Raw genomic sequence first — 20,426 nt, forward strand, 5'->3', positions numbered from 1 at the left:
GCCCTCGCCGCCGGTCCGCAGCCGGCGGCCCGCGCCGCCGTCGCCGAGGTGTTCCCGGAGCTCGCCGCGGCGGCCGCGGAGCCATGGGCGATGGAGCGCGCGCTCGAGGCCGCGGTGCTCGCCCCGCTCCGGCGCGAGGCGCGGCGCGCGCCGCTCTCCCTCGCGGTGCCGCTCCGGTACCTCCTCGAGCGGCGCGAGGAGGTCCGCCGGATCGCGCTGGTGCTCCGGGGCGCCGCGCTGGGGCTCCCGCTCGAGACGATCCTCGGGCTGGCGGAGGCGTGAATGGCTTCGCCGAACGGAGGGGGACCGCGGCGGGCGGACGAGGGGCTCCGGCTGGTGGTCGCGCTCCGCCCCGCGGACGCCCTCGGGTTCCGGCTCGCCGGGGCCGCGGTCGAGGCGGTGGCGCCGGGCGAGGAGGCGGACGCGGCGCGCCGGCTCCTGTCGGATCCCCGCACCGGCGTGCTCGCCGTCGAGGAGCGGCTCCTCGCCGCGCTCCCGCCGCGGCCGCTCGCGCGCGCGCGGGCGCGGGGGTTGCCGGTCCTCCTGCCGTTCGCGCTGCCGCGCGCGCCGGGCGAGGCTCGGGGCAGCGCCTACGTCGCGGCGCTGGTGCGGCGCGCGGTCGGCTACGGGGTGAAGCTGGGACGGGGAGGGCCGTGATGAGCGGACGCATCGTCCAGGTGGCGGGACCGACCGTCGTCGCGGAGGGGCTCGGCGGCGCCGCGCTCAACGAGGTGGTCCGCGTCGGGCAGGATCGCCTCCTCGGGGAGGTGATCCGGATCGACGGCGACCTCGTGACGGTCCAGGTCTACGAGGAGACCGCCGGGCTCGCCCTCGGGGAGCCCGCGGAGGGGATGGGCGCGCCGCTCGCCGCGGAGCTCGGGCCGGGGCTGCTCGGCGCGATCTTCGACGGCGTGCAGCGGCCGCTCCCCGAGCTCGCCGCGCGGGAGGGCGACTTCCTCGGGCGCGGGGCCACGCTGCCGGCGCTCGACCGGGCGCGGGCCTGGGAGTTCGAGCCGGCGGTCCGTCCGGGCGACGCGGTGGCGCCCGGGAGCCGCGTCGGGACCGCCCGCGCCGCGGGCGCGCCGGAGCACCCCGTGCACGCGCCGCCGGGCACGGCGGGGCGGGTGGCGGCGGTGCGGTCCGGCGGGATCGGGCTCGAGGAGCCGGCGGTGACGCTCGAGGGCGCCCGGAGCATCGCGCTCCTGGAGCGCTGGCCGGTGCGGCGGCCGCGCCCGGTCCGCCGGCGCCTGGCGCCGGACGTCCCCTTCCTCACCGGGCAGCGGGTGCTGGACTGCTTCTTCCCGGTATCGGCCGGCGGGACCGCCGTCGTGCCGGGCGGGTTCGGCACCGGGAAGACGGTGCTCGAGCAGAGCCTCGCGAAGTGGGCGGCGGCGGACGTGGTGGTGTACGTGGGCTGCGGCGAGCGCGGGAACGAGATGGCGGAGGTCCTGGACGAGTTCCCGCGCCTCGAGGATCCGCGCACCGGCGGCCCGCTCCTCGACCGGACGGTGCTGGTGGTGAACACCTCGAACATGCCGGTCGCCGCCCGCGAGGCGTCCATCTACACCGGCTGCACCATCGCCGAGTACTTCCGCGACATGGGGCGCTCGGTGGCGCTCATGATCGACTCGACCTCGCGCTGGGCCGAGGCGCTCCGGGAGATCGCCGCGCGGCTCGAGGAGATGCCGGGGGAGGAGGGGTACCCGACCTACCTCGCCTCGCGCCTCGCGCGGTTCTACGAGCGGGCGGGGCGCGCGGAGACGCTCGGCGGCGGCGAGGGCGCGGTCACGATGGTCGGCGCGATCTCGCCGCCGGGGGGCGATCTCTCCGAGCCGGTCACCCAGTGCTCGCTCCGGGCCACCGGCGCGCTCTGGGCGCTCTCCGCGGATCTCGCGCACCGCCGCCACTTCCCGGCGGTGGACTGGACCGCCTCCTTCTCGCTCGAGGCGGAGCAGCTCGCCGCCTGGTTCGAGCGGGAGGCGGGGAGCGGCTACGGCGCCCTGCGGGACGAGGCGGTGCGGCTCCTCCAGCGCGAGCGCGAGCTGGCCGAGGTGGCGGAGCTGGTCGGCACGGAGTCGCTGCAGGACGCCGAGCGGCTGGTCCTCGAGTCGGCGCGGCTGCTGCGCGAGGGCTTCCTCCGGCAGAGCGCGCTCGATCCGGCCGACGCGAGCTGCCCGCCGGGCAAGGCGTTCGAGATGCTCCGGCTGCTGCTCGAGTGGCACCGCCGGGCGAGCGCGGCGGTGGGTGGGGGCGTGCCGCTCCGGGCGATCCTCGAGACGGGCGTCCCCGCGAAGCTGCTCCGGCTCGGGCAGATCCCCTGGCAGGACATCCGGCGCGCCGGCGAGGCGCTGCGCGCCGAGGTGGCGGACGCGCTCGGGCGCCTCGAGGTGGAGTGACGGCGGCCATGACCACGGACCTCGTGACCCGGCGCGTGCGCGGCGCGGGCGCCCTCGCGGGCCCGCTCCTCTTCCTCGAGGGCGGCCCGCGGGCCCGGCTCGGCGAGGTGGTCCGGATCGCGCTGCCGGGCGAGCACGGCGCGCCCGGCGAGGAGCGGCAGGGTCAGGTGATCGCGATGTCGCGCGAGCGGATCGCGATCCAGGTGCTCGAGGAGACGCGCGGGATCCCCCCGGCGCGCGCGGTGGTGACGCTCACCGGCGAGGTGGCGCGCCTCGGGGTCTCCCGCGCGATGCTCGGCCGCATCCTCGACGGGATGGGCCGCCCCGCGGACGGCCTCCCGCCGCCGATCGCGGAGGCGCGCCCGTTCATCGCCGGCGCGGCGATCAACGTCGCGCGGCGCGAGAAGCCGTCGGAGTTCATCGAGACCGGCGTCTCCGCCATCGACGGCCTGAACACCCTCGTGCGCGGGCAGAAGCTGCCGATCTTCTCCTGCGCGGGCCTCCCCGCCGGGAGGCTCGCCGCGCAGATCGCCTGCCAGGCGCGCGTCCGCGGCGCGGGCGCGGAGGCGTTCGCGGTGGTGTTCGCGGCGATGGGCGCGCCCTTCCGCGAGCACCACGCCTTCCTCGAGGCGTTCCGGACGGCGGGCGTGCTCGACCGGACGGTGGTGTTCCTGAACCGGGCCGACGACCCGCCCATCGAGCGGCTCATGACGCCGCGGTGCGCCCTCACCTGCGCCGAGCACCTCGCCTTCCGGCACGGCCTCCACGTGCTGGCGATCCTCACGGACGTGACGAGCTACTGCGAGGCGCTGCGCGAGGTGGCGCTCGCGCGCGACGAGGTGCCCGGCCGGCGCGGGTACCCCGGGTACATGTACACGGACCTCGCCACCCTCTTCGAGCGGGCCGGCCGGATCCGGGGCCGCCCCGGCTCGCTCACCCAGCTCTCCGTGCTGACGATGCCGGACGACGACCTCACCCACCCCATCCCCGACCTCACCGGCTACATCACCGAGGGTCAGATCGTCCTCTCGCGCGAGCTCGACCGCCGGGGCGTCCAGCCGCCCATCGACGTGCTCCCGTCGCTGTCGCGGCTCATGGGGCTCGGCGCGGGCCCCGGCAAGACGCGCGAGGACCACCGGCCGGTGGCCGACCAGCTCTACGCGCTCTACGCGCGGGGGCGCGACGTCCGCCGGATGGCGGCGATCGTCGGCGCGGCCAACCTCGGCGACGAGGAGAAGCGGCTGCTCGCCTTCGCGGAGCGGTTCGAGGCGGAGCTGGTCGGGCAGGGCGGCGCCTTCCGCACCATCGAGGAGACCCTCGAGCTCGGCTGGCGGCTCCTCGGCGACTTCCCCCCCTCGGCGCTCACGCGGATCCCGGAGGCGCTGCTCCGCGCGCGGCGGGGAGCGGGGGCCGCCGGGCCGCCTCCCGCGGAGGCGCCGGGCGCGGCGGTGCTGCGAGCCGGCGCGGACGCCGGGGCGGCGGGCGGGGAGGGGAGGGGCGCGCCGTGAGCCCCGCCCCGACCACCCGGACCGGCCTGCTCGAGGTGCGGGGGCGCCGCGAGATCGCGCGGCGCGGCGCGCGGCTGCTCCGCGCCAAGCGCGAGGTGCTCGCGGGCGAGCTGTGGCGCCTCGTGTCCGAGGTCCTCGCCGGCCGCGCGCGGCTCGACGAGGTGCTCGGCGCGGCCACCCGCGCCCTCGGGATCGCCCGCGCGCTCGAGGGCAGCCCGGCGCTCGAGTCGCTCGCGACGGCCGCCGGGCGCGAGGTGCCGGTGGAGGTGAAGCTCCGGCGCGTGTGGGGCGTCCCCACCCCGGAGGTGAGCGCGCCGCACCTGGTGCGCGCCGCCGACGGGCGCGGGACCGCGCCGACGAGCTGGGGGCCCTCGGGCGCCGAGGCGGCCCGCCGTCACGAGGAGGCGCTCGAGGTGCTCCTCGGGATCGCCTCGCGGGAGCTGCACCTCACGCGCCTCGGCGAGGAGATCCAGGAGACCTCCCGCCGCATCAACGGCCTCGAGCAGCTCGTCCTGCCGGCGCTCGGCGCCGAGGCGGCGCGCATCGCCGGCGCGCTGGACGAGCGCCAGCGGGAGGACGCGGTGCGCCTGAAGCGGTTCCGCGCCCGGCACCGGTGAGCCGCGCCGGCGAGCGGCGCTCGTCGCGGCGAGCTCGAGTAGCGGTTCCTCACCCGCCGTCGCCGATCGAGGCGCTTCGCCACGCCATGACGTCAGGGTGTGGCGCCGCACCCGACGGCTCACCCATCGTGCTAGTTGCGAACGAGCACGCTCCGCGTCCTTTATTGATCGCGCATGTGCGCGAGGAGCGAGCCCATGGCCCAAATCGGTGTTTGCGCGATCGCCTTCAACTCGGTGGGTGAGCGGTATGACAGCTATCACACGCCACCCGAGGTGACGAACTTCATCGCGAGCGTCGAGCCTCCGAACGCGGGGCGGCTGGACGAGAGCGGGAAGTTCTACGTCGTCGACACGACCAGGTCGCAGTGCCTCGTGACGGCCGCAGAGAGCGTGAAGGTGTCGCCAGGCGAGCAGCGAGCCTTCTCGTACTGGAAGCTCATGCCTGATCCGCTCGGCCCGGCGCAGATTCGCCGCGAACGGTCGCTCGTGCTCGAGCAGGGGGAGTTCGGAATCGTCGGGCTCTACTTCGGCGTGATGCGCACGCCGATCCGCTGGCCCGGGTTCGACATCAAGCAGTTCGATCGCTGGGTGCACATCATGATGACCCACTTCCCTCACTGGGAGCCGCCGGAGCCGGAGCCCTGGACGGCTGGACGCGGCGCATCACCCGGCGTCAAGTAGCGGTGACCCGGCTCAGGCGAGTCGTTCGTCCTCGACATTCCGGGAGGCGGCGGCGGGGGCCCGCGGACGGCGAACCGGCGGGCTACACCGCGGAGTGCGCGCTCGCCCGCGCGAACGTAGCGAGCGCCAGGTCCGCTACCGCACGAACGTCGGCATGTGACGGCGCCACCCGCTTGCGTTGAGCGCCGCAGCAGCTCGATGCGAGTGGGTGTCGCCATCAGCTCGGGCGGCGCCAGAGCGGCAGGAGCTCCGGCGGGAGCCGGTCCGCCACGTCCTCCGCCTCCGCCTCCGGGAGCTGCGCCCGCAGCGCGGCGAACACCGCCCGCGCCACGCCCTCCGACTCGTCCGGCGGACGGCCGAGATCGTCGGCGACCGAGGCGTAGAACTCCTCCACGTTGCGGATCCGCCGCGCGGTCCGGGCGTGGCGCTCGCACGCGGCGAGGCGCCCGCGGAAGGGCTCGGGGAGCCGCTCGCGCAGGTCGTCGTAGGTCTCGGAGCCGATCCGCCGGGAGAGGGCGCAGGCGATCGCCTCCACGGCCCGGACCGCCTCGGTGCGGCGGGGGAGCCCCTCCCGGGCGAGGGCCTCGACGAGGGCGCGGAAGTCGGCGTCGGAGAGCGGATCGGGCGCGTGATCGGCCATGGCGCCTGGAATATCCACGGCGCTCGCTCCACGCATCCGGGCCACCCGCGCAGGCGTTTGGACGAGACCCGCGCGGGGCCAGGGGCACCTCACCTGAAGTGCCGGCCGAGCTCGTTGGCCCACGCTCGGCCCAGCTCGTGGGCGTGCTCGTCGAGCCAGGTGGTGAAGCGCGTCGGCGCGGTCGGGGGCGCCTTCGAGACGAGCAGGTTCGTCGTGAGCCCGGCGACCTCGTCAGCGGTCAGCACGACGTCGCCCACGAGAGGACCCAGGAGGCGTGACGTCAGGAGGAGCAGCCACGGCGGCACGGGGACGACGAGCGCCCGCGACCCGACCGCCCGGCGCACGAGGTGGACGAGCTCGTCGAACCGGAGCGTCTCGGGACCGACCGCGTCCAGGGTGACCGTCGTCCTGCTCTCGCCCTGCTCCACGGCGAGCCGCGCCATGTCCTCGACGTGGATCGGCTGGAGCCCGTAGCTGCCGGGCACGACCCCGAAGATCGGCAGGCGGCGCAGCAGCCAGGCGATGTTGTTGATGAGGACGTCCCGGCCGCCGAAGAACACGGCGGGGCGGAGGATCGCGTGCGAGATGCCCGACTCCGCCAGCGCCCGCTCGACCTCGGCCTTGCCCCGGAAGTAGGGCAGGGGCGAATCCAGCGACGGGTTGGTGATCGAGACGTGGACGATCCGCTCCACGCGCGCCTCGGCCGCCGCCTGGAAGAGGCGTCGGCTATGCTCGACGGCGCGTGCGTGCGAGGTCGCGCCGTGGGCGAAGCGCACCCAGTAGGTGTTGTAGAGCACCTTCACGCCCGACAGCGCGTCCCGCATCCGCGCCGGGTCGTCGAACTCGAACCTCCGCACCTCGACCCGACCGCCGAAGGGGTCCGGCCGGTCCGGGTGTCCGGTCAGGGAGCGCACCTTCTCGCCGTGGGCGAGCAGCAGCTCGGTGATGTGACGCCCGCTGTAACCGAAGGCGCCGGTGACCGCGTGGAGCTCGTTCGCCATGGTGCTCTCCCGTGTCGAGGATTCAGAATTCCGTGAACTTCCCGGATGCACGTTGCCCGCCGCGGCTGGGCGCGGGTGCGACTATCGCTTCTTCGGTTTGGGGTTGAAGGGGAGGCCGGCCACGAAGGCGAGGGCCGCCTTGGACGACGCCGGGTCCTTGAGGAACCGGTTCACGACGCCCTCGACCGTCGTGAGCAGCTCGGACATCTGCTTCAACCGGCCGAGGATCTCTCCCTTGGCGCCGGGCTGCTCCAGGAGCTGATGGATGGCGTCCAGGGCGGGGTCGAACTCGCGGCGCTTCCGCTCCCGGAGGATGCGGAAGAACATCGTCCAGACGTCGGGCTCGGTGACGTAGAAGTCCCGGCGGTCGCCCGGCACCTCGACCTGGCGCACGACGCCGAAGGTGCGGAGCTCGCGCAGCGACATCGAGGCGTTGCCCTTGGAGATCTGGAGCTTCTCGGCGATCCCGTCGAGCGAGAGGGGCGCCTCCGTGGCCATGAGCAGCGCATGGACCCGGGCCACGGAGCGGTTGATCCCCCACAGCGCGCCCATGGCGCCCCACGCCTCGACGAACTGCTGGGCGGTGTCGGTCGTGGGCGTCGTCATGATGCGTTCAGAATAGTCTGAACGTACAACACGATCAACCGGTCCGTGCCGGGGATGAGGAGAGCAGTCCCGGTCATGGGGAGATCGGTCAGGGTTCGCGCAGCACGCGCCGGACGCGGGCGATCGCCTTCTTGCGGCCATGGTCCTTAAGGTGCTGGCGGCGTCGAAGCCCAGGCCGTAGGCACGACCTGTCCGCCTCGCCGTCCGTCAGCTGGCGGGCTGACGTGCGTAGCAGGAGGATGACATGAAGCCACTGGCGTCGATGCTGCTTGGTCTCGTCGGTGCGAGGTGTGCGACGCCCGAGAGGTCGAGCGCCGAGGCGAGATGAGCCGCGACCGCGCCCAGCTTCGCGGCCAGAACGGCCCGCGTGTCCCTCGGCCAGGTGGCTCGCTACCGCGGCTTGGACTCTGCTGCGCATTCGTGGAGGAGCCGATCCACTTTCGCCGGACCACCGCCCGCTACGTCACCGGCCTGAAGCCGGGCGAGCGGCACGAGTTCCTGAGGCAGATCGCCGCCGACAACGCCCGGGCCCTGGCGCTCGCGGTCGACTGGTGCGCGGCCCACGGGGTCGGAGCGTTTCGCGTGAACAGCGAGATCCTGCCCCTCGCCACTCATCCGCAGGTTGGCTATCGGCTCGACGAGATCGACGGGACGGGGGAGATCCGCGACGCCTTCGCCGAAGCCGGCGCCGAGGCCCGGGAGGGCCGTGTTCGACTGAGCTTCCATCCCGACCAGTTCGTGGTCCCCGGCTCCTCGCGGGAGGATGTGGTCGTGAGTTCCTTGGCCGAGCTGGAGCATCAGGCTTCGGTCGCCGAGCTCATCGGCGCCGAGCAGCTCACGCTGCACGGCGGGGGCGCGCAGGGCGGAAAGCCAGCCGCGCTCGATCGGCTCCGGCGCAACCTCGCCCGCTTGAGCCCACGCGCCCGGTCGAGGATCGCGCTCGAGAACGACGACCGCGTGTACACCATCCGGGACCTGCTCCCGTTCTGTCGCGAGGAGAGCCTGCCGCTCGTCTACGACGTGCATCACCACCGCTGCAACCCGGACGGGCTCTCCGTCGAAGAGGCTGCCGGGGCAGCAGCGAGGACCTGGGGCCGGCGCGAGCCGTGGGCGCACCTCTCCAGCCCGAAGGGCGGCTGGCGCAGCGATGACCCGCGCCAGCACGCGGACTTCATTCGACCGCGTGATCTGCCTGCCTGCTGGGTCGGGGAGCGCATGACGATCGACGTCGAGGCCAAGGCCAAGGAGCTGGCCGTGCTACGCCTGCAATCGCACCTTCTCCAGAGGCAGAGGAGCCGCGATGCGGAACACGGGTGACCGGAAGGTGCTGGTGACGGGAGCCACCGGCTTCATCGGTCGCGTCCTCGTGCCCGCGCTGCGTGCCCGCGGTCGGCCGGTCGTCGCCGCCAGCCGTCGGCCGATGACGTCCGCGATCGATGCGGCGGGTGTCGAGTGGCGCACCTGCGACCTCCTGCGGCCGGAGACACTTCCCGCCGCGCTCGAGGACGTCAAGGTCGCCTACTACCTCGTGCACAGCATGGGCGGCGGCAACGCCGACTTCCGCGAGCTCGAGCGACGGGCCGCCAAGGCGTTCGTGGCGGCCTCGGCCAAGGCGGGCGTCGAGCGCATCGTCTACCTGGGCGGGCCGGCGCCGCGGGGACGTCCGTCGGAGCACCTGAAGAGCCGGCTTGAGGTTGGCGAGATCCTGCGGGCCGGCTCGGTGTCGACGGTGGAGCTTCGCGCCTCGATGGTGATCGGCACCGGGGGCGCCTCCTGGCAGATCGTGCGCGACCTGGCCCTGAGGCTGCCGGCCATGGTGATGCCCAGGTGGCTCAGATCGCGCACTCGACCGATCGCGCTCGACGACGTGCTCGTGGCGCTGGTCGCCGCCGCCGACCTGACGATCGAGGGCAGCGAGTGGTTCGACGTGCCGGGCCCCGAGATCATGAGTGGCCGGCAGCTCCTCGAGCGCATCGCGGCCCTCCGCGGCCGTCGCATCCTGGCGGTCGAGGTGCCGCTCCTCACGCCGCAACTCTCGGCCCTGTGGCTGAGGCTGGTCACGCGGACCGACTTCACCCTGGCGCGCGAGCTGGTGGTCGGGCTTCGAGAAGACCTGCTCCCGAAAGACGAACGCTTCTGGCAGCTCATCGGTCACACGCGCTTGCTGCCATTCGATGAGGCGGCCCGCCGTGCCCTCGCCGGGGAGCCGCAACCAACCGGCGTGTGCGAGCGGGTCGTCCGGCTGGAGGAGAAGCTCGTCGACCTGACGGCGACACGGGGGCCGAGAGCGACGCAGCGGTGATCAGGCTCGTGCCGACGCCCGCCCAGCGGCGCCTGATCATGCTGGCGCTCGCCAGCGGCGTCTGGCTCGTGAGCTTTGCCGAGCTCGCACGAATGGGCACCTGGACCACCTTTGCTGTCGGGGGTGCGGTCCTTGCGCTCGCCGCGCTCGTGTTCGGCGCGGTCCCCGCAGCCCTGCTCCGCCCCTCGGCTGGCAAGGTCGCCGCTGGACTCGTGGCGGGCGTGCTGATGGCCGTGCTCACCCACCTCGCGTATGCCGTCGTGGCGCCGCTCGTGCCCGAGGTCCGTGCCGCAACCTCCAGGCTCCTCGGCCTTCTCAACGTCGGCGGTTTCTCACCTGGCGCTCGCGCCCTGCTCATCGTCGTGATCGCCACCTCCGAGGAGGTCCTGTTTCGCGGCGCCCTGGGCGGCGACGCGACTCCCGGGATTCGCGGCCTGCAGCGGGGCGATCTGCTTGCGGTCGCCGCCTTGGCGGCGGTCTACGCCCTCGCCACGGTGACGCTCGGAAGCCCCCTGCTCATGGCCTGCGCCCTCGGGTGCGGCATCGCCTGGGGTGTCTTGCGCGTGGTCGCCGGCTCACTGGTGGTGCCGATCGTCGCGCACGTCGTCTGGGATCTGGGGGTGCTGGTGGTGTGGCCGCTGGCGTCGAGTGGGTGAGGCGGACCGGGAGGGCATCCGGTCATATCCGGAGCGACTCCAGGCGAGGCTCTGGGAACGAGGAGGCATACGACCAGCGCGCCGCCGCCAACCGTGGACGCGCAGTAGCTGCCGAAACCGAAGTAGAGAGCCCGGGGAAGGTCGCGCGGACCTCGGGCTGTCTGCCTCATGCACGCAGGAGTCAACGTCCGTGTTCGTCCTTAGGAGGGAGCTTTGCGTCCCAGAGGCCCTCAGCCGCGCGACAAGGCGGGCAGAGGTGCGTCTGGCGTGGTTGTCCGGTTCTCCCCAGGCCCAGGGCAACCTTCGCGATTCGGCCGCGCGCGCGTAGCTGAGATGTCGGCGCACCTCGGCGAGGAGGATGGGAAGGGGATTCGGCCGCGCGCGTAGCCGAGATCCGTTCCAGCCCAGCGGACAGGGCTGGGGAACCCTGCTTGACTCCATGTGTCAGCCGGAATAACGGACGGAGGCGACGACAGCCGGTAGCCAGCGCGCAGCACGGACCCCCGAAACGTCTTGCGGGGAGCTTCGTGCGAGCCCATACGTGTAGGTCGCGCATTCTCGGGCGCGGCCTGGGCAGTCTTGCATTTGCGCGCATCGAACCGGGCGGCACGCCGAGGTCGCCCGGGAGATACCGTGAAGAAGCCCAAGGACCTGCCGCCCAAGGACACCCAGGGAGAATCCCCGGAGCCCCGGTCAGACGCGCCGGCGGGTTCGCCCTCGAATGCCAAGACCAGCGACGGCTCGGGCAGCCCGCCTGAGGCCGCCCGGTTGCCGATCGTTGGGCTCGGCGCATCGGCTGGTGGCCTCGAGGCGCTGCGCCAACTCTTCGCCCACCTGCCAGCCGAGTCGGGCATGGGCTTCGTAGTCATCCAGCACCTGGACCCCGACAGGCCGAGCATGCTCACGAAGGTCCTGGAGGGCACCACCCGGTTGCAGGTCGTCGAGGCAACGAGCGGGATGCGTGTGGAGCCCAATCGCGTCCACGTGATCCCCTCCGGCTCCGACCTGACTATCGAGCACGGCATCCTTACCCTCGTCCGCCGGCGAAAGACCGGTCGGCTTCACCTGCCTATCGATTCCTTCTTCCGAGCGCTCGCCGAGGATGGCAGGGGGAGCGCAATCGGCGTGGTGCTATCCGGCTCCGGCGCGGACGGGACCGAGGGCCTTCGTGCGATCAAGGCAGAGGGGGGCATTGCCATCGCCCAGGAGCCAGACTCGGCTCAGTTCCGCAACATGCCCGAGAGCGCGATCGTTGCTGGCGTGGTGGACTTTCGAGGATCCCCGGAGGCGATTGCTGCCGAGCTCGTGCGGCTCAGCCACCATCCCTACGTCGCGGCTCAGGGTCGCCCCGAGAGCGAAGCGCAGGCGGCAGGGAGGGACGGGGACAAGGGGCTCGCCGCGGTCCTCGCGCTCGTGCACCAGCACGCGGGCCTCGACTTCAGAGGCTACAAACGCACGACCATCCTGCGGCGCATCGAGAGACGCATGGCGGTGCGACGCGCGGGGGGGCTGGGAGACTACGCCAGCATCATCCGCGAGGACGTAGCTGAGGCGCGGGCGCTCGCGCAGGACATGCTCATCCACGTCACCTCGTTCTTCCGCGACCCGGAGGCTTTCCAGGCGCTCACGGAGCAGGTCTTCCAGCCGCTGGCGCAGCGCAAGGCGGACGGCGATTCGATCCGCATCTGGGTGCCCGGCTGCTCGACGGGCGAGGAGGTGTACGCCATCACCATCGGCCTGCTCGAGTCCCTCGGGGGGAGAGAGCAGGACCTATCCATCAAGGTGTTCGGCACTGATCTGAGCGACAAGGTCATCGACACGGCGCGCCTTGCCCGCTACTCGGAGGCCGCCGTGGCGGACGTCTCGCCCGAGCGGCTGTCCCGCTTCTTCGAGCGCTTCGAGGGAGGCTACCGAATCGCCAAGCACGTCCGTGAGCTCGTCGTCTTCGTGAAGCACGACCTGACGCGCGATCCCCCGTTCGCCAGGCTGGACCTCATCAGCTGCCGCAATGTTCTCATCTACTTCGACGCCGAGCTTCAGCGTCGGGTCATCCCGATGCTGCACTACTGCTTGGCCAAGGATGGGTACTTGTTCCTCGGCACGAGCGAGACGATCACGGGCTTCCGCGATCTCTTCGCGACGGTGGACCAGGAACACCGGATCTTCGTCAAGACTGGGGAGAGCACCCGGCTCCTGTATCCGCGGCCTGCCGCGCGAGAGGCAGAGGCCAAGATGGCCGACATCAAGCCCCCCGAGCTGCGTAAGCCCGCCCGTGAAGCCCAAAGGCAAGCCGAGCACCTTCTCCTGGCACGCTACGCCCCGCCGGGCGTCATCGTGAACGACCAGCTGGAGATCATCCATTACCTCGGGCGAACCGGCGCCTACTTCGAGCCGGCGCCGGGCCAACCCCAGGCGAACGTGCTGAGAATGGCGCGAGAGGACCTGGCCCCTCACCTTCATGAGGCGCTCGAGCGCGCCAAGACGCAGTCGTCGACGGTCCGAAAGGAGGGGCTCCGCGTACGCGAGGGAGCCGAGACGCGGGTCGTCGATCTCGAGGTGATTCCACTCGCGCCCCTCTCCGATTCGCCAGAACGCTATCACCTCGTCGTGTTCGAGGAGCCCGAGGCCCGAGCCGCCAAGTTCGATCCGCGTAGGGTGCGACTGGTCGCAGACGAGCAGCCGACCGACTCGGCCGCCGAGGCAGAGCGACTGAAGTCCGAACTCGCCGCCACCAAGGACTACCTCCAGTCGATCGCGTCGGAGCACCAGTCAAACAGCGAAGACCTGGCCGCCGCCAACGAGGAGCTCCTTGCGTCCAATGAAGAGCTCCAGAGCACCAATGAGGAGCTGCAGAGCGCGAAGGAGGAGCTGCAGTCCACCAACGAGGAGCTCGGCACGGTCAATGACCAGCTCAAGAGCCGCAACCAGGAGCTCGATGAGGTCGCGAATGACCTGGTCAACGTGCTCGCCAGCGTCGAGATCCCCGTCATCATCGTCGACCTCCAGCTCCGCGTGCGTCGCTTCACGCCGACCGTGAGAAATGTGGCGCGCTTCATCCCTGAGGACGTGGGAAGACCCATCGACGACCTCAAGCTGAAGATGCAGGTGGATGACCTTCCCGGCAGGATCAAGTCCGTCATTGACGATCTGTCTCCCAAGGAGTGGGAGGTCCGAGATCTGGAGGGGCGCTGGTTCCGCATGCAAATCCGGCCGTACCGCACGGCGGATAATCGCCTCGATGGCGCCGTCCTCTCCTTTGTCGATGTGGACGCCCTCAAGCATTCCGTCGAGGAAGCAAACGGCGCGCGCGACTATGCCAGGAGTATCGTCGAGACCGTGACGAGCGCCTTGGTGGTGCTCGATTCGGAGCTGCGCGTGGTGTCTGCCAACGACGCCTTCCGTCAAATGTTCTCGCTGTCCACGGAAGAGGCCGAGTCCCACAGCCTGTTCGATCTTGCCGCGGGCTTGTTCAGGGCATCCAGCATTCGTCAGGCGCTGAGGGACGCTGTCGCCAAGCACACCCGATTCAACGCCCTCGAACTCACGGCGACGATGCCTCACGCCGATCGAAGGGTGTTGTCTCTGACCGGTCGTTCAATCCTCTGGGGTGGAGGCGCGCCGATGGTCCTCCTCGCGATCGATGACGTGACTGGTCTGCGCTCTCTCGAGGCGGAGCGCGCCCAGCTCCTCGCATCCGAGAAAGAAGCGCGGGTGGAGGCCGAGCGGGCAAATCGTGCCAAGGACCTCTTCCTCGCGACGCTCTCGCACGAGCTGCGCACGCCGCTCAGCACTATCTTGATGTCGGCGCAGCTCCTCAGGCGCATGGCCAGCGAGGATCGCAAAATCGAGAGGGTGAGCGAGTCGATCGAGCGCTCTGCCAACGCTCAAGCGAGGCTCGTCGACGACCTGCTCGACGTTTCGCGCATCGTCTCGGGGAAGCTCCACCTGGATCTGGGGCCCGTCGACTTCGGAACGCTCGTACAGGATGCCGTCGAGCTTGCTCGCCCCTCGGCACGGGCCAAGGCTCTTGAGCTCGAGCTGGCCATTGAAGGCGAGATCGGGGTCCTCTACGGAGACGCCGCGCGCCTGCATCAGGTGGTGAACAACCTGCTCACGAATGCCCTCAAGTTCACCCCGCATGGCGGTCGTGTCAGCGTGCGCCTCGAGCGGATCGATGGGCGGGCGCTGCTCAGCGTCACGGACACTGGCATTGGCATTCGCCCCGAAATCCTGCCGCAGCTATTCTCCAGATTCGTTCAGGCTGACAGCGTCATGACACGGACGCACGGAGGCCTCGGCCTGGGCCTCTCCATCGTGCGCCATCTTGTGGAGGTCCACGGTGGGCAGGTGCACGCCGAGAGTCCGGGCGAGGGGAAGGGCTCGACGTTTCGCGTGACGCTTCCGCTGGGACTCGCCGAAGGGGCGAAGAAGCCCACCGCACCGACGACCACCGTTCGAGAAATCAAAGGCGTGCGCGTGCTCCTGGTCGAGGACGACGACGACACCCGCGAAACCTACGCCGCCATGCTCGGCGAGCTCGGGGCCGAGGTGCGAGCGGTGCCCTCGGCCGCCGCGGGCCTGGCCGCGCTCGAGACCTACCTGCCCAACGTGATCCTCTCGGACATTGCGATGCCTGGGGAAGACGGCTTCAGCTTCATCCAGAAAGTGAGGCGCCTCACGCCCGAGCATGGCGGTCGGGTGCCGGCTGCGGCGCTCACGGCGCTGGCTGGCGATGAGGACAGAGAGCGCGCTGTGCAGTCCGGGTTCCAGCTGCATGTCGCGAAGCCGGTCGACGCGGCCCGCCTCGCGACCATCGTCAGCGTGCTGAACGACTGGAGACCATCGGAGAGCTCGCCCGGGCAGCCCGGGTAGAGCTTGCCCCGGTTCGGTAGACACCCTGGTTATGCTGCCAGTGCGTCGCTCCCTGCCACTTGTTCGTACTCCGCCGGGCTGACGTAGCCGAGAGTCGAGCGCCTCCGGCGGCGACTGTAGAAGACCTCGAGGTAATCGAAGATGCTGCGCTTGGGGGCCGCCCGCGAGAAGAAGTCCAAGTGGTCGACGAGTTCCGCCTTCGCACCGGAGACGAGAAAGGGGTTACCGGTCATCCCGGTAACCCCTTGATGTTCCTGCGTTAATTAGCTCCCCAGGCATGACTCGAACATGCGACCCGGTGATTAACAGTCACCTGCTCTGCCAACTGAGCTACTGGGGAATGGCTGGCGGGCGGGGAATCTAGAGAAGGTCCGGTGCGACGTCAAGAGCGTTCGTGCGGTTCTCCCGACGGGTGCGGGGAGGCGGCTCCGCCGCGGGGGAGGGGGGCGCTGGCTCGCCACCACCCGCCCGGGCGGCGCGGACGGCGGCCGCTATACTCCCGGGCCGTGATCAGGCTTCCATTCGAGCACCACCCCGGCGTCCACTGCGGCTCCACGGCCGTCGCCGACGCGCTGCGCGCCGCGGGCGTCGAGGCCTCCGAGCCGATGGCGTTCGGGCTCGGAGCGGGCCTCGGCTTCTACGCGCTGGCGGCGCCGGCGCTCACCCCGAGCCACCTCGTCATCGGCCGCTCGGCCGCCCTGGAGCGGACCGCGTGCGAGAGCCTGGGCGTGCCCTGCGTCGAGCGGACCGCCGACGGCGCGGCCACCGCCTGGTCGGGCGTCCGGGAGGCGGTCGATCGCGGGATCGCCCCGGTGCTGTCCACGGACCTGGCGGAGCTGCCCTACTGGCGGACTCGGACGCGGTTCGGCGGCCACCGGGTGGTCCTCGCCGGGTACGACCTCGATCGCGGCGTGGCGCTCCTCGCCGACACGGATCGACCGGGGCTCGAGGAGGTCGCGCTCGACGTCCTCGACCGGGCCCGCGCGTCCGTCGCGCCGCCGCTCGGCGCGGCCGGGCGCCCGTGGCTGGAGATCGGCCCGCGCGGACCGGCGCGGCCGCTCGCCGAGGCGATCCCGGACGCGCTCCGGCGCCAGACGACCGAGATGCTCCTCGATCCGTCCGGCGTCGCGGGCGTCTCGGCGCTGGAGCGGTTCGCGGCCGAGCTGCCCGCGTGGCACGCGCAGGCGAACGACGAGGCGGACCGGCGCCGGTGCTTCCGGTTCGCGTACCAGTGCATCGAGGTGCGCGGCACCGGCGGTGGGCTGTTCCGCGGGCTCTACGCGCGCTTCCTCCGGGAGGCGGAGGTGGTGCTGCCCGGGCTCGCCGCGCTCGGCCTGGCGGAGCGGATGGAGGGGCTCGCGGCGGCGTGGTCGCGGCTCGCCGACGGGCTCCGGGCGACGGGAGACAGGACGGCCGCGGGGGTTCCGCCGGAGGTGATCGCGCAGGCGCGGGCGCTCGCCGCGGACGAGCGCCGGTTCTTCGAGGACCTGGCGGCGCGAGGACCGCGGTGAGCGACGACCTCGAGAGCCCGGCCCGGGCGCGGTTCGCGGCGCTCCTCCAGCGGGACCCCATCCCGCTCGACGCCGCCGCGCTCGCCATCGCGCAGGAGGAGTACCCGCACCTGGACGCGGGCGCGTACCTCGCCCGCCTCGACGCGCTCGGGGCGCGCGTGGCGCGCGCCGGCGGGACCGGGCGCGCCGCGTCGCTCCTCCGCGCCCTCCGCGCGGTGCTGCACGACGAGGAGGGGCTCCGCGGGAACGAGGAGGACTACTCGGATCCGCGCAACTCGTACCTGAACGACGTCCTCGACCGCCGCCTCGGCATCCCCATCAGCCTCTCCGCGATCTACATCGAGGTCGCCCGCCGCGCCGGGCTGACCCTGGCCGGCGTCGGCTTCCCGGGCCACTTCCTCGCGAAGTACGTCTCGGCCTCCGGCGTCGAGGTGTTCGTGGACGCGTTCCGCGGCGGCGAGATGCTCTCCGCGGACGAGTGCGTGGCCCGCTACCGCGCGCGGACCAGCGGGCAGGTGCTCGACGCGCGTCACCTGGAGGCGGTCTCGACGCGCCAGATCCTGGCGCGGATGCTCCAGAACCTCCGGCTCGTCCACCAGGAGCGCCGGGACGACGTCCGCGCCTACTGGGTGCTCGACCGGCTCCTCCTGGTCGCCCCCGGGCAGCTCGAGGCGCTCCGCGATCGGGGGCGCGCGGCGGCGCGCCTGGGCGGCCCTGCGGCGGCCGCGCGGGACCTGGCCGCGTACTTGAAGGCCGCGCCAGGCGCGGCGGACGCCGCCGACATCCGGGCGGAGCTCTCGCACCTCGCGGGCGGGCGCAAGCCGCTCCTGAACTGATGTATGACGAAGCGCGCGGCGCGCCGGGGCGTCCCCGCCAGCGCCGCGCCGGAGCACGAGACCATGCGGCCGCGAACGTCCACCTCCTGGCGAGCCGAGCTCCTCCCGGTCGCCGCGGTCGCCGCGGCGTTCGTCGCGGGCGCCGCGCTGAGCTGGCGCCGGCTGGGGAGCCTCGTGGTGGACACGGGGCGAGAGCTCGAGCTGCCGCTCCGGCTGGTGCAGGGCGAGGTGCTTTACCGCGACGTCCGGTACTTCTGGGGGCCGCTGGCGCCCACCGTGAATGCGGCCCTGTACCGCGCGTTCGGCGCGTCGATCGACACGCTCATGTGGGCGGGGATCGTCGTGGCGGCGCTGGTGACGGCGTGCCTGTACCTCCTCGCGCGGGCGTTCCTCTCGCGCGGCGCCTCCGCGGCCGTGGCGGTCGCCTTCGTCTTCGCCTCGGCGTTCGCACACCAGGGCCCGATCGCGGTCTTCGAGTTCGTGCTGCCGTTCAACTTCTCCGCGACCTACGGCCTGGCCGCGGCCGCGTGGAGCCTGCTCCTCCTGCTGTGGCACCTGCGATCGAGGCGGCTCGCGCCGTTCGTCGGCTCGGTGGCGCTCGCGGCGCTGGCGTGCTTCACGAAGGCGGAGGTGATCCTCCCGGTGCTCGCGACGCACGTCGCGTTCGCCGCCGCCGTCCGGCCCCTCGGGCGGGCGCGCGCGGTGGCGTACGGGGTCGGCGGCGCGGCCGTCGCGCTCGGCTACGGCGGGCTGTTCGCCGTGGTGGGGCCCGGGCTCTGGGACGAGAACCTCGCGCTCCTCGCCAACCCGAGCTCGCGCCATTACGTCCGGGTGACGACAGGGCTCGACGCCTTCGCCCCCTCCCTCGCCGATCTCGTCGCCTCGGCCTCGCTGCTCGCCGTCCTCGTCGGGCTGGCCGTCGTCGTCGCCCGCGTCCTCCGGCGGCGGGGCGGCGCCTTCGTCCGCGCCGCCGCCGCCCTCGCAGCGGGCGGCGCCTGCCTCGCGGCGTTCGCGCTCTACCCGCCGCAGCTCTCCCTGCGCGCCCTCCCGCTCGCGCTCGCCGCCGGCCTCCTCGCGCTCCTCGTCCGCCTCGTCGCGCGCCGCCGTCGGCCGACCCCCGCCGAGACCGGGCGGATCCTGCTCCTCGCGTTCGGCCTCGCGTGCCTGCCCCGGATCGCGCTCCAGGTCGGGCCGCACGGCTACGGCTTCTACCTCCTCCCCGTCGGGCTGGTGGGGCTCGGGGTGGTCGTCCGCGGCTGCCGCCGCCTCGCGGGCGGCGGGCCCGTGGCGCGGGGCGTCCTCGCGTCGGCGTTCGCCGGCGCGATGCTCGGGCTCGCGCTCGCGGCGCTGCGCGGCTCCTGGCCGTACTACACGGAGCCGCGGATCGTCCTCGACACGCCCCGGGGCGAGGTCCGGCTGCGCGGCGGCTGGCGCTCGCCCGCGGACGCCCTGCGCGCCCTCATGAGCCTCCCGCCGAGCACGCGCGTCGCTGCGCTCCCCGACGGCGCCGGCCTGGTGTTCGCCAGCGGCCTGACCTCGACCCGCGATCCGATCCTCACCTACGCCCCGATGGTCCTCCCGGACGCGGCGGCCGAGGCGCGCGCGCTCGAGGCGTGGGAGCGCGACCCGCCGGACGTGGTCGTCTGGGAGAACGAGCACACCGAGCGGGTGTTCGGGTTCAGGGGCTTCGGGGTGGACTACGCGCGCGGGCTGCGCGAGTGGCTCGAGGCGCACTACGTCCCGCTCGGCGATCCAAGCCAGCCGTACGTCCTGCTGCGGCGCGCGCGGTGAGCCGGCGCCGGGCCTTCACCGGCGCGAGGCGTCGCCCGGCTCGATCCGCTCGAACAGGTACACCCCGCCGGCGTTCGCGGCGACGGGCCGCCAGGTGTCGCGCGCGAGGGCGACCGGCTCGCGCCGGAGCCCCCAGCCGGCGAAGGAGATCGGCTCGACGTAGACGAGGCACGGCCACGCGTCCGCACCGAAGACGTGCCGGACCTCGACGCCCTGCTGGAGCGCCTGCCACGCCAGCGGGTACTCGAACCCGGACTCCCCCATGAACAGGCCGAGGCGACGACACCCCGTGCTCCGCGCGACGTCGAGCGTCGTGAGCTGCGGCTCCCTGAGGAGCGGACCGTTCCGGTAGTAGTCCGCGAACGGCGGGGCCGACCGGGGCGCGAGGGGCGGGCGGAGGCGGTTCGAGAGGGCGACCGCGCCGGCCCAGCACACCGCGAGGACGACACAGGCGACGAGCGCGGCGGTGCCCGCGAGGCGCGCGCGCCGCCGCCGGGTCCGCGGCACGGCGGCGAGGAAGACCGGCGCGAGCGCGAAGAGCGGGAGCTGCAGCCGGGTCAGGTACTCGTTGTCCCGGAGGATCAGGTGGAAGAGGATCCAGGCGCTCGCGGCGCCGGCCATCGCCCACCGCCCGCGGCGGGGCACCCGCGGGGACCGCGCGGCGGCGGCGAGCAGCGCGGCGGCGATCGCGACGGCCTGGAGGGGGTTCCCCGCGAAGTCCTCGTGCGGGACGGTCTGCGGCCAGCCCGGGACGAGGGCCGCGGCCCGCCAGGGGAGCCGGACGTCCACGAGCGCGGCGACGGCGGGGGGCGCCGGCACGTCGTGGAGGACGCCCCGGACCACGTTGGCGGCGCGGTCGCCCCATTCGCCCAGGGCCGGATAGGTCGGCACGAGCTCGGCCTCGCGCGCCGGCGTCCCGCGCCGCGCCACCTCCGGCGCGACGAGCGCGAGGGCGACGGCGGCTCCGATCGAGAGCGCGGCGGCGATCCGGACCGCTCGCGGACGCCCC

The 20,426-nt window shown here is 72.8% G+C and carries 18 protein-coding genes and 1 tRNA gene; 13 read left to right on the forward strand and 6 right to left on the reverse strand.

The annotated features are described in order from the left end of the window. From MNZ27_RS19130 to MNZ27_RS19155, 6 genes are all read left to right on the forward strand, one after another. Positions 1–282: V-type ATPase subunit (locus MNZ27_RS19130; RefSeq protein ID WP_242395695.1), on the forward strand; the 282-nt coding region annotated here is incomplete at its 5' end. Further along, positions 283–657 (forward strand): V-type ATP synthase subunit F, encoded by a 375-nt coding sequence (locus MNZ27_RS19135; protein ID WP_242395696.1) that lies wholly within the window; start codon positions 283–285, stop codon positions 655–657. Then, the gene (locus MNZ27_RS19140) at positions 657–2,396 is read left to right on the forward strand and encodes a V-type ATP synthase subunit A (RefSeq protein WP_242395697.1); all 1,740 of its coding nucleotides are present in this window, start codon (positions 657–659) and stop codon (positions 2,394–2,396) included. Before MNZ27_RS19135 ends, MNZ27_RS19140 begins: the two co-directional genes overlap by 1 nt. An 8-nt stretch (positions 2,397–2,404) precedes the next feature. After that, positions 2,405–3,904 carry a V-type ATP synthase subunit B gene (locus MNZ27_RS19145; protein ID WP_408629702.1) on the forward strand — a complete coding sequence of 500 codons (1,500 nt, stop codon included), beginning with the start codon at positions 2,405–2,407 and terminating at the stop codon, positions 3,902–3,904. Beyond that, positions 3,901–4,521: a V-type ATP synthase subunit D gene (locus tag MNZ27_RS19150; protein WP_242395698.1), complete on the forward strand. Its 621-nt coding sequence runs from the start codon at positions 3,901–3,903 to the stop codon at positions 4,519–4,521. Before MNZ27_RS19145 ends, MNZ27_RS19150 begins: the two co-directional genes overlap by 4 nt. Before the next feature lie 195 nt (positions 4,522–4,716). Further along, complete coding sequence (locus MNZ27_RS19155) at positions 4,717–5,202, forward strand: hypothetical protein (RefSeq protein WP_242395699.1); 486 nt, start codon at positions 4,717–4,719, stop codon at positions 5,200–5,202. Between the two features lie 217 nt (positions 5,203–5,419). Here MNZ27_RS19155 and MNZ27_RS19160 read toward each other — a convergent pair whose 3' ends face one another. The 3 genes from MNZ27_RS19160 to MNZ27_RS19170 form a co-directional block, all read right to left on the reverse strand. Continuing rightward, a complete protein-coding gene (locus MNZ27_RS19160) occupies positions 5,420–5,842 on the reverse strand; it encodes a DUF2267 domain-containing protein (RefSeq protein WP_242395700.1) in 423 nt (140 codons plus the stop codon). Positions 5,843–5,931: 89 nt separating this feature from the next. Further along, positions 5,932–6,843 carry an SDR family oxidoreductase gene (locus MNZ27_RS19165; protein WP_242395701.1) on the reverse strand — a complete coding sequence of 304 codons (912 nt, stop codon included), beginning with the start codon at positions 6,841–6,843 and terminating at the stop codon, positions 5,932–5,934. 81 nt (positions 6,844–6,924) lie between these two features. Then, positions 6,925–7,449: a GbsR/MarR family transcriptional regulator gene (locus MNZ27_RS19170; RefSeq protein WP_242395702.1), complete on the reverse strand. Its 525-nt coding sequence runs from the start codon at positions 7,447–7,449 to the stop codon at positions 6,925–6,927. Positions 7,450–7,773: 324 nt separating this feature from the next. On the opposite strand from MNZ27_RS19170, the gene uvsE reads away from it, so the two are divergent. The 4 genes from uvsE to MNZ27_RS19190 all read left to right on the forward strand — a co-directional run bounded on the left by uvsE (position 7,774) and on the right by MNZ27_RS19190 (position 15,279). Continuing rightward, the gene (gene uvsE / locus MNZ27_RS19175) at positions 7,774–8,766 is read left to right on the forward strand and encodes a UV DNA damage repair endonuclease UvsE (protein ID WP_277958124.1); all 993 of its coding nucleotides are present in this window, start codon (positions 7,774–7,776) and stop codon (positions 8,764–8,766) included. Further along, positions 8,750–9,751 carry an NAD(P)H-binding protein gene (locus MNZ27_RS19180; RefSeq protein WP_242395704.1) on the forward strand — a complete coding sequence of 334 codons (1,002 nt, stop codon included), beginning with the start codon at positions 8,750–8,752 and terminating at the stop codon, positions 9,749–9,751. Before uvsE ends, MNZ27_RS19180 begins: the two co-directional genes overlap by 17 nt. Further along, entirely contained in the window at positions 9,748–10,407 is a 660-nt protein-coding gene (locus tag MNZ27_RS19185) for a CPBP family glutamic-type intramembrane protease (RefSeq protein ID WP_242395705.1), read from the forward strand. Before MNZ27_RS19180 ends, MNZ27_RS19185 begins: the two co-directional genes overlap by 4 nt. Positions 10,408–11,040: 633 nt before the next feature. Next, a complete protein-coding gene (locus tag MNZ27_RS19190) occupies positions 11,041–15,279 on the forward strand; it encodes a chemotaxis protein CheB (RefSeq protein WP_242395706.1) in 4,239 nt (1,412 codons plus the stop codon). 29 nt (positions 15,280–15,308) lie between these two features. Here the strand turns inward: MNZ27_RS19190 and MNZ27_RS23730 are convergent, their stop codons facing one another. Both MNZ27_RS23730 and MNZ27_RS19200 read right to left on the reverse strand, forming a co-directional pair. Then, positions 15,309–15,512, reverse strand: coding sequence for an IS3 family transposase (locus MNZ27_RS23730; protein ID WP_277958125.1), 204 nt, complete (start codon positions 15,510–15,512; stop codon positions 15,309–15,311). A gap of 34 nt (positions 15,513–15,546) precedes the next feature. Then, positions 15,547–15,619, reverse strand: a tRNA-Asn gene (locus MNZ27_RS19200). 166 nt (positions 15,620–15,785) lie between these two features. On the opposite strand from MNZ27_RS19200, the gene MNZ27_RS19205 reads away from it, so the two are divergent. From MNZ27_RS19205 to MNZ27_RS19215, 3 genes are read left to right on the forward strand one after another with little or no spacing between them, the layout of a single operon-like run. Continuing rightward, a complete protein-coding gene (locus MNZ27_RS19205) occupies positions 15,786–16,790 on the forward strand; it encodes a BtrH N-terminal domain-containing protein (RefSeq protein ID WP_242395707.1) in 1,005 nt (334 codons plus the stop codon). Then, positions 16,787–17,626, forward strand: coding sequence for a SirB1 family protein (locus MNZ27_RS19210; RefSeq protein ID WP_242395708.1), 840 nt, complete (start codon positions 16,787–16,789; stop codon positions 17,624–17,626). Before MNZ27_RS19205 ends, MNZ27_RS19210 begins: the two co-directional genes overlap by 4 nt. A gap of 3 nt (positions 17,627–17,629) precedes the next feature. Next, positions 17,630–19,417, forward strand: coding sequence for a hypothetical protein (locus MNZ27_RS19215; RefSeq protein WP_242395709.1), 1,788 nt, complete (start codon positions 17,630–17,632; stop codon positions 19,415–19,417). A gap of 15 nt (positions 19,418–19,432) precedes the next feature. Here MNZ27_RS19215 and MNZ27_RS19220 read toward each other — a convergent pair. Beyond that, positions 19,433–20,426: hypothetical protein (locus tag MNZ27_RS19220; protein WP_242395710.1), on the reverse strand; the 994-nt coding region annotated here is incomplete at its 5' end.

The sequence above is a fragment of the Anaeromyxobacter oryzisoli genome, assembly GCF_022690765.1.
In the GTDB taxonomy this organism is placed as follows: domain Bacteria; phylum Myxococcota; class Myxococcia; order Myxococcales; family Anaeromyxobacteraceae; genus Anaeromyxobacter; species Anaeromyxobacter oryzisoli.

Excerpts from the sequence above, each read along its gene's own strand:
- MNZ27_RS19135 (WP_242395696.1), top strand. The coding sequence starts at position 283 with ATGGCTTCGCCGAACGGAGGGGGACCGCGGCGGGCGGACGAGGGGCTC.
- MNZ27_RS19140 (WP_242395697.1), top strand. The coding sequence starts at position 657 with ATGAGCGGACGCATCGTCCAGGTGGCGGGACCGACCGTCGTCGCGGAG.
- MNZ27_RS19145 (WP_408629702.1), top strand. The coding sequence starts at position 2,405 with ATGACCACGGACCTCGTGACCCGGCGCGTGCGCGGCGCGGGCGCCCTC.
- MNZ27_RS19155 (WP_242395699.1), top strand. The coding sequence starts at position 4,717 with ATGGCCCAAATCGGTGTTTGCGCGATCGCCTTCAACTCGGTGGGTGAG.
- MNZ27_RS19160 (WP_242395700.1), bottom strand. The coding sequence starts at position 5,842 with ATGGCCGATCACGCGCCCGATCCGCTCTCCGACGCCGACTTCCGCGCC.
- MNZ27_RS19165 (WP_242395701.1), bottom strand. The coding sequence starts at position 6,843 with ATGGCGAACGAGCTCCACGCGGTCACCGGCGCCTTCGGTTACAGCGGG.
- MNZ27_RS19170 (WP_242395702.1), bottom strand. The coding sequence starts at position 7,449 with ATGACGACGCCCACGACCGACACCGCCCAGCAGTTCGTCGAGGCGTGG.
- uvsE (WP_277958124.1), top strand. The coding sequence starts at position 7,774 with ATGAGCCGCGACCGCGCCCAGCTTCGCGGCCAGAACGGCCCGCGTGTC.
- MNZ27_RS19180 (WP_242395704.1), top strand. The coding sequence starts at position 8,750 with ATGCGGAACACGGGTGACCGGAAGGTGCTGGTGACGGGAGCCACCGGC.
- MNZ27_RS23730 (WP_277958125.1), bottom strand. The coding sequence starts at position 15,512 with ATGACCGGTAACCCCTTTCTCGTCTCCGGTGCGAAGGCGGAACTCGTC.
- MNZ27_RS19215 (WP_242395709.1), top strand. The coding sequence starts at position 17,630 with ATGACGAAGCGCGCGGCGCGCCGGGGCGTCCCCGCCAGCGCCGCGCCG.